We start from the raw sequence: 14,441 nt of genomic DNA, 5'->3' as shown, positions 1-14,441 counted from the left end.
ACGGGGAAACGGAATGGCGGCGAACTTTGGCGAAGGTTTTTCCGATGCCGATGGCGGACCGGTTCGTCACATTCCGGTTCTTCTTTCGGAGGTCCTGCAGTCGCTTGACCCCGAGCCCGGCAAAGTCATTCTCGACGGTACCTTCGGCGCGGGTGGTTACACCTCGGCCATCCTCGGCAAAGGTGCCGATGTCATTGCGCTCGACCGCGATCCCAACGCCATTGCCGGCGGCAAGGATCTGGTCGAATCGAGCGGTGGTCGGCTCGTCCTCCATCACACGGAATTCTCCAATCTCGCCGAGTTCGCGCCGGAAGGCGGTCTCGATGGCGTCGTGCTCGATATCGGCGTGTCCTCGATGCAGATCGACGAGGCCGAGCGCGGCTTCTCGTTCCAGCGCAACGGCCCGCTCGACATGCGCATGGCCGTCTCCGGCGTTTCGGCTGCCGATGTCGTCAATCGCGCCAAGGTGTCCGATCTGATCCGGATCTTCGGCTTTCTCGGCGAAGAGAAGCATGCAGGGCGTATCGCCCGCGCCATCGAGAAGCGCCGCGCTGTCGAGCCTTTCCAGACAACCCGCGAACTTGCCAACCTCATCGAGACCGTCAATCCGCGCAAGGTGAAGGACAAGATCCATCCTGCAACGCGCGTCTTCCAGGCGCTTCGCATCTACGTCAACGACGAGCTCGGGGAACTGGCGCAGGCGCTGTTTGCGGCCGAGCGGTCGCTCAAGCCCGGCGGTCGCCTTGTTGTCGTGACCTTCCACTCGCTGGAGGATCGCATCGTCAAGAAATTCTTCTCCGAACGGTCCGGCAAGGCGTCAGGCTCGCGCCATCTTCCCATGGTCGAAGCGCGACCGGCAACCTTCGAACCGGTCGGCAAGGGCATGGTCGCAGCAAGCGAGGAAGAGGCGGAGATGAACCCCCGCGCCCGTTCCGCGAAGCTGCGCGCCGGCATCCGCACCTCGGCACCAGCCGAGCGGGCCGACATGTCGATCTTCGATCTGCCTGACCTTGCCACTCTCGAAAAGATCGGAGGCTGACAGTGCTGAGAACCTTCGACTTCCTGATGATCGGAGCCATGCTGGCCGCAGCCACCGTGACCTACCAGATCAAACACAACACGGATAACAAGGCGGCCGAAGTCCGCCGCCTCGAGGCCGAAATCAAGCTGGAGAAGGATACGATCGACCTCCTCAAGGCCGACAAGGCGCTGCTCACCCAGCCGAACAGGCTCGAGCGCCTGGTTCAGGCCTACGCCGCCGAGCTGCAGCTTGTGCCGACGGAGCCCAGCCAGTTGGCGCGGCCGATGGAGCTTCCCATGCTCAAGGATCAGTTGCCTGTGCCGGAAGGCGAAGAGGGGCCGGTGAGCGCTGAAGCGCCCTCTGATCCCATCAAGGACCTCATCACGACAGGATCGGTGGACCGCTGATGACTTTTCTTTCGCGAATCATGTTGTTGAAGAGCCAGGCGCATTTCTCGACCGATGTGCAGCGCGGCGGTGCCGTCGTGAGCGGCGCGACCTTCAAGGGTACCGGCAAGCGCAAGTCAGAAATGGCCAAGACCCGCGTCGGGCTGATGATCGCGACCTTCTGCGTCGCCTATGCCGTCATCGGCGGACGTCTCGTGCAATATGGTCATGCGCAGCCGGAAACCGTGTCCAGCATCCTGCCGGCCGACCGCCTGATGGCCTCGCGCCCTGATATCCTCGACCGCAATGGCGAAGTGCTCGCGACCGACATTCGCACCGTTTCGCTGTTTGCCGAACCGCACAAGATCGTCGATGCGGACGAGGCGGTCGAACGTCTGGCGACCGTTTTGAAGGATCTCGATGTCCGGGACACGTATCGCAAGCTTTCGTCGAATTCGCGTTTCCAGTGGTTGCGCCGTCAGCTGACCCCGAAGCAGCAGAGCCAGATCCTTGCGCTCGGTATCCCCGGCATTGGCTTCCGTCCGGAGAAGCGGCGCTTTTATCCGGGCGGTGCGACCGCCTCGCATATCGTCGGCTACGTCAATATCGACAATCGCGGCATGGCCGGAATGGAGCGTTATATCGACAACCAGGGCATGGCGGATCTGCGGGCGCTCGGCATGACCAGCGACACGCCTTTGGAACCCGTTCAGCTGTCGGTCGACATCCGGGTTCAGAATATCCTGCGTGATGCGCTGGTCACGGCGGTCACCAAGTATGAGGCGATTGCGGCCGGGGCCGTGGTGCTCGACGTGCATACCGGTGAAGTCGTGGCGATGTCTTCGATCCCCGATTTCGACCCGAATCGGCCTCAGGAGGGCGCGCAGGAGGGCTGGATGAACCGGATGACGAACGGTACGTTCGAAATGGGTTCTACCTTCAAGACCTTCACGACGGCCATGGCGCTCGATTCGGGCAAGGTGTCGATGAAGGACAGCTTTGACGCGCGCTATCCGATCCGAATCGGCAGATTCACGATCAGGGATTTTCACGGCAAGCACCGCGTCCTGACCGTTCCGGAAATCTTCCAGTATTCGTCCAATATCGGCACAGCCCGCATGGCCGAAGTGGTCGGCACGACGGCGCATCAGGAATTCCTGACGCGGATCGGGCTGTTGACCAAGCTGGAAACCGAGCTGCCGGAGGTAAAGACGCCGTCGCAGCCGCGCGAATGGAAGCAGATCAATTCGATCACCATCTCCTTCGGCCACGGCGTGTCTACCACGCCATTGCAGACGGCCGTCTCGGCGGCTGCCCTGGTCAATGGTGGCAAGCTGATTTCTCCGACCTTCCTGACCCGTTCGCGCGAACAGGCTGAAGAAATTGCGCAGGTCGTGATCAAGAAGCAGACGAGCGACGATATCCGTCACCTTTTCTGGCTGAACGGCAAGAGCGGATCCGGCAGGCATGCCCTCGTCGACGGCTTCGATGTTGGCGGCAAGACCGGCACGGCGGAAAAGGTGGTGAATGGACGCTATTCGAGCGACCAGAACTTCAACTCCTATGTCGGCGCCTTCCCGATGGATGATCCGAAATATCTGGTCCTGAGCTTCATCGACGCGCCGAAGACGGGCGAGGGTGGTGGTCGGACCGCCGGTCTGACGGCCGCACCCATCGTCGGCGAGATCATCCGCAGAAGCGCCGCAATTCTTGGTGTAGAACCCAAATACGGGGAAGACGGCTCAGCGTTGCTCGTCTCTTATTGATCAGATCGACTACAGGCGGGGCGATTCGCGCAACTTGCCCCGGAAGGATGGACTGCAAAATGCTTTTGGGTGGACTGGCTGGCGAGGAGTTTGGGGAACAGGTGGCAGCCAGTGGCGCTGCAGACGTCGAGGTTCGCGGACTTTCCGCCGATAGCCGCAGGGTCGAACCGGGCACCGTGTTCTTTGCCCTGTCGGGTTCTAAGGCAGATGGTTCGGCCTATGTCGCCCAGGCGGTTGAGAAGGGCGCTGTTGCTGTCGTGGCATCGCATGCGCTCGACGCGACTGTACCGGTCGTCATCGTCGATCACCCGCGTCGCTTCCTTGCGCTTGCAGCAGCCCGCCTCGTCGGGCGCCAGCCGAAGACCATGGTTGCGGTGACCGGCACCGCAGGAAAGACTTCCGTTGCCTCGTTTACCCGCCAGATCTGGGCCGAAGCCGGCCAAGCCGCCGCCCAGATCGGAACGACGGGCGTAATTTCGCCGAAGCGCAACGATTACGGTTCGCTGACCACGCCTGATCCGCTGGCCCTTCACACGCTTCTTGGCGAACTTGCCGATGAGGGCGTCACCCATGCTGCGATGGAAGCCTCCAGCCATGGCCTTGACCAGAGCCGACTCGACGGCGTCGCCCTGTCGGCTGCCGGCTTTACCAATCTCGGCCGCGACCACATGGACTATCATCCGACCATGGAAGATTACATGGCGGCGAAGATGCGGCTCTTCGATACGCTGCTGCCGAAGGGCGCGCCTGCGGTGATCTTTGCAGACGACGCCTGGTCGGACGAAGCGATCCGGGCCGCCAACGCCTGCGGCCACGAAGTGCGAACCGTCGGCCGCAAGGGTGATTTCCTCAGTCTCAAGCGGGTCGAGCATTTCCGCCACAAGCAGGTCGCCGAAGTGCATCATGGCGGTGACATCTATGAGGTTCACATTCCGCTCGCCGGCGATTTCCAGATCGCCAATGCGCTTGTGTCCGCCGGCCTTGCAATCTCCACCGGCGTTTCACCGGCCGTGGCGTTGAAGGCGCTGGAACATCTGAAGGGTGCCTCCGGCCGCCTCGAGCTGGTCGGCCAGACCAAGGCCGGTGCGCTCGCCTATGTCGACTACGCGCACAAGCCGGAAGCCCTTGAAAACGTGCTGACTTCGGTTCGCCCTTTCACGACTGGTCGTGTGATCGTCGTGTTCGGCTGTGGCGGAGACCGCGACAAGGGCAAGCGACCGATCATGGGCGAGATCGCCTCGCGGCTCGCAGACATCACCATCGTCACAGACGACAATCCGCGCTCCGAAGTGCCGGCGACCATCCGTTCCGAGATCATGGCGGCAACGCCCAAGGGTATCGAGATCGGCGACCGTGCCCAGGCCATCCGGGCGGGTGTCGCGATGATGTCGACCGGGGACACGCTGATCGTTGCGGGCAAGGGGCATGAGGAAGGACAGACGGTCGGAGCCGAGACGCATCCGTTTTCGGACCATCAGGAAGTCCGCAAAGCCTTGGAGGAGTTTGACCGTTGACCCTGCTCTGGACCGCGCGTGAAATGGTCGTCGCCATGGGCGGCAGACCCTTTGGCAATCTGCCGGAAGGTGTCACCGGCATTTCGATCGACAGTCGGACGATTACCCCCGGCGAAGCTTTCTTCGCCATCAAGGGCGACCGCGTCGATGGTCACAACTATGCCAGCATTGCCATCGCCAACGGGGCTGCCCTGCTCGTTGTCAGCGAGGCCAAATTGCCGGCGCTCGGTCGGCTGACAATCCCGATGATCGTCGTCGAAGACGTTCTCGTCGGCCTGCAGAAGCTCGGCATGGCCGCCCGCGACCGCACGCCTGCGACGGTCATTGCGGTCACCGGCTCCGTCGGCAAGACGACCACCAAGGAGATGCTGCGCGCAACACTTGCGCCGTCCGGCAAGGTGCATGCGTCCGTCGCCTCCTTCAACAACCATTGGGGCGTGCCGCTGACGCTCGCCCGCATGCCTATCGACACCCGTTACGGCGTGTTCGAGCTGGGCATGAATCATTCCGGCGAGCTCGGGCCACTGTCGCGGATGGTGCGTCCCGATGTGGCGGTCATCACGACGATCGCACCGGCACATCTCGGCAATTTCGCCAGCGTCGACGAGATCGCGGACGCCAAGGCCGAGATCTTCGAGGGCGTCGTCAATGGTGGCGATGCGATCCTCAACCGCGACAATCCCTATTACGAACGCCTCGAGCAGGCGGCACTCGCCCAGGGTATCGAAAACATCCACAGTTTCGGTCAGCACGCCAAGGCGGAGTTCCGTTTGGCGGAATTCGATGGCGCTGCCGAGCTTTCCACCGTCTGGGTCTCCTTCGGTGGCGAGACGCGCGAAGTGACGATCGGCGCGCCGGGGCGGCATCTTGCCGAGAATGCCATGGCGGTTCTTGCAGCCGTCTCACTGGTCGGCGCAGATATTGATGCCGCAATCGACGCCCTGGCGAATCTCGCTCCCGTCAAGGGGCGCGGTGAACGCCACCGTCTGCAGATGCCCGATGGCATCCTGACGCTGATCGACGAAAGCTATAATGCCAATCCGGCCTCGATGCGCGCGGCGATCGCCGTGCTTGCATCGGCCCAGCCGACGGGCGAGGGGCGGCGGATCGCCGTGCTCGGCGACATGTTGGAAATGGGTGATTTTGCCCCCAGCGTTCATGCCGAGCTCGCTGGCCCTCTCCTGGCGGCCGGTATCGAACATGTCTGGCTCGCGGGCCCGGAAATGGTGGCGCTGCGCGACGCCCTGCCGGAAACGGTTCACGTCGTCTATCTCGAGACCACGGAGGAGCTCGTGAATTTCGTTACCGCCGAGGTCCGCGCGGGCGATGTCGTGATGGTCAAATCTTCTCTCGGCATCGGTTTCGGCAAGATCGTTTCGGCTCTGCTTGACAAGCATCCGGCATTCACCGACACGGAGCGCCACTTTTAATCCGGGCTTTTGGAAAGGGCTCCAATGCTGATCTGGCTTGTGGAACTGGCGGATAACCTTCAGTTTTTCAATCTCTTCCGTTACATCACCTTCCGCACCGGGGCTGCTCTCTTCACCTCGGCGCTGGTGGTTTTCCTGTTCGGCCCGGCCATCATCTCGTCTTTGCGCTTGCGCCAGGGCAAGGGACAGCCGATCCGCGCCGACGGACCGCAAACCCATTTCAAGAAGGCGGGAACGCCGACGATGGGCGGCTTGATGATCCTCGCTGGTATCGTGGTGTCGTCGCTGCTCTGGGCCGATCTCTCCAATGTCTACGTCGTCGCGACGCTGCTGGTGACGCTCGGTTTTGGTGCCATCGGCTTTTATGACGACTACCTCAAGGTGACCAAGCAGACGGAGAAGGGCTTCTCCGGCAAGGCGCGTCTCGGGATCGAATTCCTGATCGCCGGCATCGCCGTCTATTTCATGATGTCGACAGCGCTGAGTTCCGGGCCGCAAGGCTCGACCTTCGGCTCCTCGATCGCCTTCCCCTTCTTCAAGGACTTCCTGATCGATCTCGGCATCTTTTTCGTGCTCTTCGGTGGCTTCGTCATCGTCGGTGCCGGCAATGCGGTCAACCTGACGGACGGCCTTGATGGGCTTGCCATCGTGCCTGTGATGATCGCAGCGGCCTCCTTCGGCGTGATCGCCTATCTCGCCGGCAATGCGGTGTTTTCCAACTATCTCCAGATCAATTTCACGCCGGGTACGGGCGAGCTCGCAGTGGTGTTGGGCGCCGTGATCGGGGCCGGCCTTGGCTTCCTCTGGTTTAACGCGCCGCCGGCTGCCATTTTCATGGGTGATACGGGTTCGCTCGCCCTCGGTGGCCTGATCGGCTCGGTGGCTGTTGCCACCAAGCACGAGATCGTCATGGCGATCATCGGCGGTCTCTTCGTCATGGAGACGCTTTCGGTCATCATCCAGGTCGGTTACTTCAAGCTTACCGGCAGGCGCGTCTTCCTCATGGCGCCGATCCACCATCATTTCGAAAAGCTCGGCTGGACCGAAAGCCAAGTGGTCATCCGGTTCTGGATCATCGCGGTTGGCCTTGCCATGCTCGGCCTCTCCACCCTGAAGCTGCGGTGAGGCGGCGATGATCGCGGCCAACACCTTCAAGGGCAAGACCGTCGCGCTGTTCGGGCTCGGCGGTTCGGGGCTTGCGACCGCAAAGGCGCTTCAGGCCGGCGGCGCAAATGTGATTGCCTGGGACGACAATCCCGACAGCGTTGCGCGGGCAGAAGCCGAAGGCGTACCGACCCGGGACTTGCGCGAGATCGACTGGTCGTTGGTCGCATCCTTTGTGCTTTCGCCCGGCGTCCCGCTCACGCATCCGAAGCCGCACTGGACGGTCGGTTTTGCCCGAAATGCTGGCGTGGAGATCATCGGCGATGTCGAGATCTTCGTGCGCGAACGTCGTGCAATGGCGCCGGATTGCCCGTTTATCGCGATCACTGGTACGAACGGCAAGTCCACCACGACGGCGCTGATTGCCCATATTCTACAGGCCAGCGGTCGCGACACGCAGCTTGGCGGCAATATCGGCCGTGCCGTGCTGACGCTCGATTCGCCCCGGGATGGCCGCTTCTTCGTCGTCGAGTGCTCGTCCTATCAGATTGATCTTGCCCCGACGCTCAATCCCACCGCCGGCATCCTGCTCAACCTGACGCCCGATCATCTCGATCGTCACGGTACGATGCAGCACTATGCCGATGTGAAGGAACGGCTGGTCGCCGGTGCCAAGACCGCGATCATCGGCACCGACGACAGCCACTGCGAGCTGATCGGCGATCGTGTCGAACGCGCCGGGACCAAGGTCACCAGGATCTCGAAGCGGCAGCCGCTCGCCGACGGCCTCTATGCCGAGGGTTCGTGCATCATGCGGGCCGAGAACGGAGCGTCGGCGCCTCTGGTCGATCTCGACGGGATCCAGACGCTGCGCGGCAGCCACAATGCGCAGAACGCCTGTGCCGCGGTCGCGGCTTGCCTTGCGGTCGGCGTCTCCGAAGCCGAGATCCGCAAGGGCCTGCAGAGCTTTCCCGGCCTCAAGCATCGCATGCAGCCGGTGGCGCGTCGCGGCGACGTCGTTTTCGTCAACGACAGCAAGGCGACCAATGCCGAGGCCGCAGCGCCAGCCCTTTCCAGCTACGAGCGGATCTACTGGATTGCCGGTGGCCTGCCCAAGGAAGGTGGTATCGCAAGCCTCGCACCACTCTTCCCGCGCATCGTGAAGGCCTATCTGATCGGCGAGGCTGCTTCGGCCTTTGCAGCGCAGCTCGGCGACCGCGTGGCTTACGAGATCTCGGACCACCTGGAGCGCGCCGTGGCGCATGCCGCTGATGATGCCGATCGGGATGGCGAAGCTTCGGCCGTGATGCTTTCACCGGCTTGCGCAAGCTTCGACCAGTACAAGAATTTCGAGGTCCGCGGCGACGCCTTTGTTGCGCATGTCGCAGATCTGGACGGAGTGACGATGCTGATCGACCTGCCGACAGGAGGCAATTGAGATGGTAAGCCGCGTAGAGAGAGGGCCGGTCGCAGACTGGTTCTGGACGATCGACCGTCTGTTCCTGATCACCTTCGTTCTCCTGATGGGGATCGGGCTGATGCTCTCTTTTGCGGCCTCACCGGCGGTTGCAGAACGCCTTAATCTCGACAGCTTCCACTTCGTCAAGCGCCACGCCTTTTTCATGCTGCCGGCACTCGGGGTGATGATCGGCCTGTCCTTTCTGTCGCCGCGTCAGGTCCGTCGCATGGCCATGCTGATTCTGGCAGCCTCGCTGATCATGATGGTGCTGGTGCTTTTCATCGGTCTCGAGGTCAAGGGCGGACGGCGCTGGCTGTCTTTGGGCTCCATGTCGATCCAGCCTTCGGAATTCATGAAGCCGGCCTTCGTCGTGATCTGCGCCTGGTTGTTCGCCGAACATGCCCGCCAGCCTGAAATTCCAGGCAATCTCTTTGCCATCCTGCTGTTTGGCATCGCGGCCGCCCTCCTGATTGCCCAGCCTGACCTCGGTCAGACCATCCTGATCGGCAGCGTCTGGGGCGCGATGTTCTTCATGGCCGGCATGCCCTGGCTGTGGATCGTGGTCCTCGGCGCGCTCGGCGGTGCTGGCTTCTTCGGGGCCTATATGACCCTGCCGCACGTTGCCGGCCGAATCGACCGGTTCCTGACCGGCGAGGGGGACACCTTCCAGGTCGATACCGCCCGCGAGGCCATCATTCGCGGCGACTGGTTCGGCCAGGGGCCGGGCGAGGGTATCGTCAAGCGCATCATTCCCGACAGCCATACCGACTTCATTTTCTCGGTCGCGGCCGAAGAATTCGGCATCGTCTTCTGCATGGTGCTCGTCGCGATCTTCGCCTTCCTTGTCCTGCGCGGCCTCAGCCATGCCTACAAGGAGCGCAACGACTTCAACCGTCTCGCCGTGTCCGGTCTCGTGCTGCTGCTCGGCGTTCAGTCGATGATCAATATCGGTGTCAATCTCGAACTTCTGCCGGCCAAGGGCATGACGCTGCCGCTCATCTCCTATGGCGGATCGTCGATGACGGCGATCTGTGTCACGGCCGGCTTCATCCTGGCGCTGACCCGCCGCCGTCCGGAAAAGCGCGCCCAGGAGCGCAGCCTGTTCCGTTCGGTTGCGGGCGTACCCGCGGAGTAATTGCGTATGACCAAAGGTATCGTCCTGCTCGCCGCCGGTGGCACCGGCGGACATCTCTTTCCGGCCGAGGCGCTGGCGCATGAATTGAAAGCGCGGGGCTATGGCGTGCATCTGGTGACCGACCGGCGTGCCGAACGCTTTGCCGGGAGCTTCCCGGCTGATGAGATTCACACCGTTTCGTCAGCGACGATCGGCTCAAAGAACCCGGTCGCCGTAGTCAAGGCGTTTCTTTCGCTGTGGCGTGGTTATCGCGAGGCGCGGGCACTTGTTTCCCGTCTGAAGCCGAAGGCCGTCATCGGCTTTGGTGGCTATCCGACCGTTCCGCCGCTTTTCGCGGCCGCCGGTCTTGGTGTGCCGACAGCGGTGCATGAGCAGAATGCCGTCATGGGACGGGCGAACAAGCTGCTCGCGTCACGGGTACGGGCAATCGCGGGTGGTTTTCTGTCGCCCGACGGCGAACACAAGGCCAAGATGGTGCTGACCGGCAATCCGGTCAGGCCGGCCGTCATCGTGGCCGCAGCCCAGCCCTATGTGGCGTCCGGCGCCGCCGAAGCCTTCAACCTCGTGGTCTTCGGTGGAAGCCAGGGCGCTCAGTTCTTCTCCGACGCAATTCCCGGCGCCATCCGGCTTCTGCCCGATGCGCTGCGTCAGCGGCTCGTGGTAACCCAGCAGGCGCGGCCGGAAGACCGCCAGAAGGTGATCGACAGCTATGCGACGCTCGGCATTCGCGCCGATGTGGCACCATTCTTTACCGACATGGCGGAGCGGCTGGCAGCCGCCCATCTCGTGATCTGCCGCTCCGGCGCTTCGACGGTCTCCGAACTCGCGGTGATCGGTCGCCCGAGCCTGCTCGTGCCCTATCCGCATGCACTGGACCACGACCAGGCGGCGAATGCCGCAGCACTCGCGGCGCAGGGCGGGGCGCAGGTGATTGCCCAGGCGGATCTCTCCGCAGAGCGCATTGCCGACCTTCTGACGACAGCGATCGAAGGGCCGGAGCGGCTCGCAACCATGGCAGCCGCTGCGAAAAGCACGGGCAAGCCCGATGCTGCCGGCTTGCTCGCAGACCTCGTAGAGGCTATTGCCGCCGGCAAGGGCATTGCCCAGTCGAAGGGAGCCACACAATGAAAATGCCGAAAACCATCGGCCTCGTCCATTTCATCGGGATCGGCGGCATCGGGATGAGCGGTATCGCCGAGGTGCTGCACAATCTCGGACACAAGGTGCAAGGGTCAGACCAGGCCGAGAGCGCCAATGTCCAGCGGTTGCGCGCCAAGGGCATCGAAGTCTTTGTCGGTCACAAAGCCGAGAACCTCGGTGACGCCGAAGTCGTTGTTGTCTCGACCGCGATCAAGAAGAACAACCCGGAACTGATCGCCGCGCGTGAGAAGCTCCTGCCGATCGTGCGGCGCGCCGAGATGCTCGCCGAGCTCATGCGCTTCCGCAATGCGATCGCGATCGGCGGCACGCATGGCAAGACGACGACCACCTCGATGGTTGCCGCTCTCCTCGAAGCCGGCAATCTCGACCCGACCGTCATCAATGGCGGCATCATCAATGCCTATGGCACCAATGCCCGCATGGGCGAGGGCGAATGGATGGTGGTCGAGGCGGACGAATCCGACGGCACGTTCCTGAAGCTTCCGGCTGATGTCGCTGTTGTTACCAATATCGACCCTGAACATCTCGACCATTACGGTACCTTCGACAATGCGCGAGCGGCTTTCCGCCAGTTCGTCGAGAATGTGCCGTTCTATGGTTTCGGTGTGATGTGCCTCGACCATCCGGAAGTGCAGGCGCTGGTCAGCAAGATCGAGGACCGCAAAGTCATCACCTATGGCGAGAACCCGCAGGCCGACGTGCGCTTCTCGAATGTGCGCCTCGATGGCACGCGCTCGATTTTCGACGTTGAGATCCGCCGTCGCCGAACGGGGCGCGTCTTCACCTTCAAGGATCTGGTGCTGCCAATGCCCGGGCGGCACAATATCTCCAATGCCTGCGCCGCAATCGCTGTCGCGAACCGGCTCGACATTTCGGAAGAGGGGATTCGCAAGGGGCTTGCCGGCTTCGGTGGCGTCAAGCGGCGCTTCACGTTGACCGGGCAGTCCAATGGCGTGCAGGTCTTCGATGACTACGGCCATCACCCGGTGGAGATCAAGGCTGTGCTCAGAGCGGCGCGCGAAGCCTGTCAGGGGCGAATCATCGCGGTGCATCAGCCTCATCGCTTTTCACGCCTCGCCAGCCTTTTCGACGACTTCGCCAACTGCTTCAACGATGCGGACACGATCTTCCTCTCGCCGGTTTACGCTGCGGGCGAAGATCCGATCGAGGGGATCGATTCGGAGGTGCTGGTGTCGCGCATAAAATCCGGCGGTCATCGCGATGCGCGCTACTTAGCCGCGCCGGATCAACTCGCCTCTCTCGTCGCGGGCATTGCACAACCGGGTGATTTCGTGGTCCTGTTGGGGGCTGGCAACATTACCCAGTGGGCTGCTGCCTTGCCGACGGAACTAGATGCAATTGCGGGAAAGTCTTGAATGAAACAGGTGGATGGGGAAAAGCTTCTGGCGTCGCTCGGCCCTGAAGTTAATGATCTCAAGGGGCGGCTGACGCCTGATGCGCCGATGGACCGGGTCACCTGGTTCCAGGCAGGCGGGCTCGCGGAGCTGATGTTCCAGCCGCATGACGTCGAGGACCTCACCAGTTTCCTGAAGCTTCTGCCGGAAGAAGTGCCGCTGACGGTCGTCGGCGTCGGATCGAACCTGCTCGTGCGTGACGGCGGGATCCCCGGTGTGGTCATCCGTCTGTCTGCCAAGGGGTTCGGTCAGGTGGAGCTTGCGGGCGAAAATCGGATTCGAGCCGGCGCGATCTGCCCGGACAAGCACATTGCCGCCATGGCGATGGACAACAATATCGGCGGATTCCACTTCTACTACGGCATTCCCGGTTCGATCGGTGGTGCGATCCGCATGAATGCGGGCGCCAATGGCGGTGACACGGCCGGCAGGTTGATCGAGGTCGAGGCCGTCGATCGCAAGGGCAATGTCCACGTCCTGTCGAATGCCGACATGGGCTACAGCTATCGCCACTCGGCAGCACCGGACGGTCTGATCTTTACCAGTGCGCTTTTCGAAGGCTATCCGGAAGAGAAGGCGAAGATCCGCGCCGACATGGACGCGGTCCGTCACCATCGTGAGACGGTGCAGCCGGTCAAGGAAAAGACCGGTGGCTCGACGTTCAAGAACCCGGAGGGGCATTCCGCCTGGGAGTTGATCGACGAGGCAGGCTGCCGCGGTCTGATGATCGGCGGGGCGCAGATGTCGTCGCTCCATTGCAATTTCATGATCAATGTCGGCCATGCGACGGGCTACGATCTCGAATACCTGGGCGAGACCGTGCGTCAGCGGGTTTTCGAGACCTCAGGCATCAAGCTCGAATGGGAAATCAAGCGCCTCGGCATCTTCATGCCCGGCCGCGAGGTGAAGCCGTTCATGGGTGTTGTCGAGGCCTGATACTGCGCCCTTTTCCTACGAAGTTTTAACGTCGCTCGATTAGGCTCCCCGGAGGTTCGGGGAGCTTCATGTTTGATCTGGTGCATGTCTGGGTAATCCGGCAGCTCACGCTTGGCGAGTTTTCCTCGCGGCAGGCGGTGCTGTGGAAGGCTATGGCCATGGCAGCTAAGATCGCAGTGTTTGCCTACGGCCTCAATGTCATCAGTCACTTCATTCTCGTCGGTCTCGGGCTGCTGCCTTATCCTCTGGGGCCGGCGCTTGTCGTCGCGACCATGCTGACGCCGCCCGTCTCCTTCATTGTCGCCGTGATCGCCTATTCGGTTGTCGGCCTTGCGATCTATGACCTTGGCGTATCGCGCCAGCGTTTCGAGACGTTGAGTCGAACCGACATGCTGTCCGGTCTGATGAACCGCCGGGCATTCCTCGACGCGTTCGAGGCCGCGCGTGGGCCGGTGGCTCTGATCCTGCTCGATATCGATCGTTTCAAGTCGGTCAATGACACTCTCGGTCACAAAGCCGGCGACGACGTTATCGTGGAAACGGCGAACTGCCTGACGAATGTGCTCGGCCCGGATGAGGCCATAGCCCGGATCGGCGGCGAGGAGTTTGCCGTGCTCTTGACCGCGCAGGGGACGGAGCAGGCGATGGAGATCGCAGAAGCGATCCGCGCATCTGTGGAAGGGATGCGTCTTGAAATCTCAGGGCGGCCCGTTTCGATTTCGGTATCTGCCGGGGTTGCCGAAGGCGTGGCCGAGCTCGGCTTCAGCGAGCTTTTTTCAGGGGCCGACCGCGCCCTTTATCTCGCCAAGGCCAGCGGTCGGAATCGAATCGTGCATGCAAAAGAGCTCCCGGGAATGCCTCTCAGCGCATCCATTCCTGACGACGGTCAAGTTGGCATCGAGCTCGGCCGATTGAGCGCATGATCCGGATCATCCGTTAACTTCTACAGTATTTTCATCGGCTTCTTGCCATAACCTCAAGTCTTTGTTTGGCTTGCAGGGCAGGCGCTTTCGCGAGCAAGTTAACGAAAGTAAACGGTTCATTAACCTTAATGTTGTTCAACTGATCTGACAAAGCCGGAGCAGTCGGTGCGATTGCCGGTCGAATTTTAGAT

12 protein-coding genes are annotated in these 14,441 nt (G+C 62.1%); all 12 read left to right on the top strand.

Annotated features, from left to right (window positions below; translation table 11 throughout):
* The first annotated feature begins 13 nt into the window (after positions 1 to 13).
* The 12 genes from rsmH to D4A92_RS19285 all read left to right on the top strand — a co-directional run bounded on the left by rsmH (position 14) and on the right by D4A92_RS19285 (position 14,250).
* Complete coding sequence (gene rsmH / locus D4A92_RS19340; RefSeq protein WP_203016638.1) at positions 14 to 1,039, top strand: 16S rRNA (cytosine(1402)-N(4))-methyltransferase RsmH; 1,026 nt, start codon at positions 14 to 16, stop codon at positions 1,037 to 1,039.
* 2 nt (positions 1,040 to 1,041) lie between these two features.
* Positions 1,042 to 1,428, top strand: a complete 387-nt coding sequence (gene ftsL, locus D4A92_RS19335) for a cell division protein FtsL (RefSeq protein ID WP_006725932.1) — start codon at positions 1,042 to 1,044, stop codon at positions 1,426 to 1,428.
* Complete coding sequence (locus D4A92_RS19330) at positions 1,428 to 3,173, top strand: peptidoglycan D,D-transpeptidase FtsI family protein (RefSeq protein WP_203016637.1); 1,746 nt, start codon at positions 1,428 to 1,430, stop codon at positions 3,171 to 3,173. The genes ftsL and D4A92_RS19330 overlap by 1 nt, the downstream gene beginning before the upstream one ends.
* Positions 3,174 to 3,232: 59 nt before the next feature.
* Positions 3,233 to 4,687, top strand: coding sequence for a UDP-N-acetylmuramoyl-L-alanyl-D-glutamate--2,6-diaminopimelate ligase (locus D4A92_RS19325; RefSeq protein WP_203016636.1), 1,455 nt, complete (start codon positions 3,233 to 3,235; stop codon positions 4,685 to 4,687).
* Entirely contained in the window at positions 4,684 to 6,117 is a 1,434-nt protein-coding gene (locus D4A92_RS19320; protein ID WP_203016635.1) for a UDP-N-acetylmuramoylalanyl-D-glutamyl-2,6-diaminopimelate--D-alanyl-D-alanine ligase, read from the top strand. Before D4A92_RS19325 ends, D4A92_RS19320 begins: the two co-directional genes overlap by 4 nt.
* Positions 6,118 to 6,141: 24 nt before the next feature.
* Entirely contained in the window at positions 6,142 to 7,242 is a 1,101-nt protein-coding gene (gene mraY, locus D4A92_RS19315; RefSeq protein ID WP_203016632.1) for a phospho-N-acetylmuramoyl-pentapeptide-transferase, read from the top strand.
* Positions 7,243 to 7,249: 7 nt separating this feature from the next.
* On the top strand, positions 7,250 to 8,659 hold the full coding sequence (gene murD / locus D4A92_RS19310) for a UDP-N-acetylmuramoyl-L-alanine--D-glutamate ligase (protein WP_203016630.1): 1,410 nt from the start codon (positions 7,250 to 7,252) through the stop codon (positions 8,657 to 8,659).
* Between the two features lies 1 nt (position 8,660).
* Complete coding sequence (gene ftsW, locus D4A92_RS19305) at positions 8,661 to 9,815, top strand: putative lipid II flippase FtsW (RefSeq protein ID WP_203016628.1); 1,155 nt, start codon at positions 8,661 to 8,663, stop codon at positions 9,813 to 9,815.
* A 6-nt stretch (positions 9,816 to 9,821) separates the two neighbouring features.
* On the top strand, positions 9,822 to 10,943 hold the full coding sequence (murG, locus tag D4A92_RS19300) for an undecaprenyldiphospho-muramoylpentapeptide beta-N-acetylglucosaminyltransferase (protein ID WP_203016626.1): 1,122 nt from the start codon (positions 9,822 to 9,824) through the stop codon (positions 10,941 to 10,943).
* Positions 10,940 to 12,352 carry a UDP-N-acetylmuramate--L-alanine ligase gene (gene murC, locus D4A92_RS19295; protein ID WP_203016624.1) on the top strand — a complete coding sequence of 471 codons (1,413 nt, stop codon included), beginning with the start codon at positions 10,940 to 10,942 and terminating at the stop codon, positions 12,350 to 12,352. Before murG ends, murC begins: the two co-directional genes overlap by 4 nt.
* A complete protein-coding gene (gene murB / locus D4A92_RS19290; RefSeq protein WP_203016622.1) occupies positions 12,353 to 13,327 on the top strand; it encodes a UDP-N-acetylmuramate dehydrogenase in 975 nt (324 codons plus the stop codon).
* A 68-nt stretch (positions 13,328 to 13,395) separates the two neighbouring features.
* On the top strand, positions 13,396 to 14,250 hold the full coding sequence (locus tag D4A92_RS19285; protein WP_203016620.1) for a GGDEF domain-containing protein: 855 nt from the start codon (positions 13,396 to 13,398) through the stop codon (positions 14,248 to 14,250).
* Positions 14,251 to 14,441: the final 191 nt, after the last annotated feature.

The sequence above is a fragment of the Rhizobium rosettiformans genome (assembly GCF_016806065.1).
Lineage (GTDB): Bacteria > Pseudomonadota > Alphaproteobacteria > Rhizobiales > Rhizobiaceae > Allorhizobium.
This window is presented reverse-complemented; position numbering and strand designations above follow the sequence as displayed.

What these genes read in the sequence shown, in the direction of transcription:
- rsmH (WP_203016638.1), top strand. Translation starts at nt 14, where the DNA reads ATGGCGGCGAACTTTGGCGAAGGTTTTTCCGATGCCGATGGCGGACCG.
- D4A92_RS19330 (WP_203016637.1), top strand. Translation starts at nt 1,428, where the DNA reads ATGACTTTTCTTTCGCGAATCATGTTGTTGAAGAGCCAGGCGCATTTC.
- D4A92_RS19325 (WP_203016636.1), top strand. Translation starts at nt 3,233, where the DNA reads ATGCTTTTGGGTGGACTGGCTGGCGAGGAGTTTGGGGAACAGGTGGCA.
- mraY (WP_203016632.1), top strand. Translation starts at nt 6,142, where the DNA reads ATGCTGATCTGGCTTGTGGAACTGGCGGATAACCTTCAGTTTTTCAAT.
- murD (WP_203016630.1), top strand. Translation starts at nt 7,250, where the DNA reads ATGATCGCGGCCAACACCTTCAAGGGCAAGACCGTCGCGCTGTTCGGG.
- ftsW (WP_203016628.1), top strand. Translation starts at nt 8,661, where the DNA reads ATGGTAAGCCGCGTAGAGAGAGGGCCGGTCGCAGACTGGTTCTGGACG.
- murG (WP_203016626.1), top strand. Translation starts at nt 9,822, where the DNA reads ATGACCAAAGGTATCGTCCTGCTCGCCGCCGGTGGCACCGGCGGACAT.
- murC (WP_203016624.1), top strand. Translation starts at nt 10,940, where the DNA reads ATGAAAATGCCGAAAACCATCGGCCTCGTCCATTTCATCGGGATCGGC.
- murB (WP_203016622.1), top strand. Translation starts at nt 12,353, where the DNA reads ATGAAACAGGTGGATGGGGAAAAGCTTCTGGCGTCGCTCGGCCCTGAA.
- D4A92_RS19285 (WP_203016620.1), top strand. Translation starts at nt 13,396, where the DNA reads ATGTTTGATCTGGTGCATGTCTGGGTAATCCGGCAGCTCACGCTTGGC.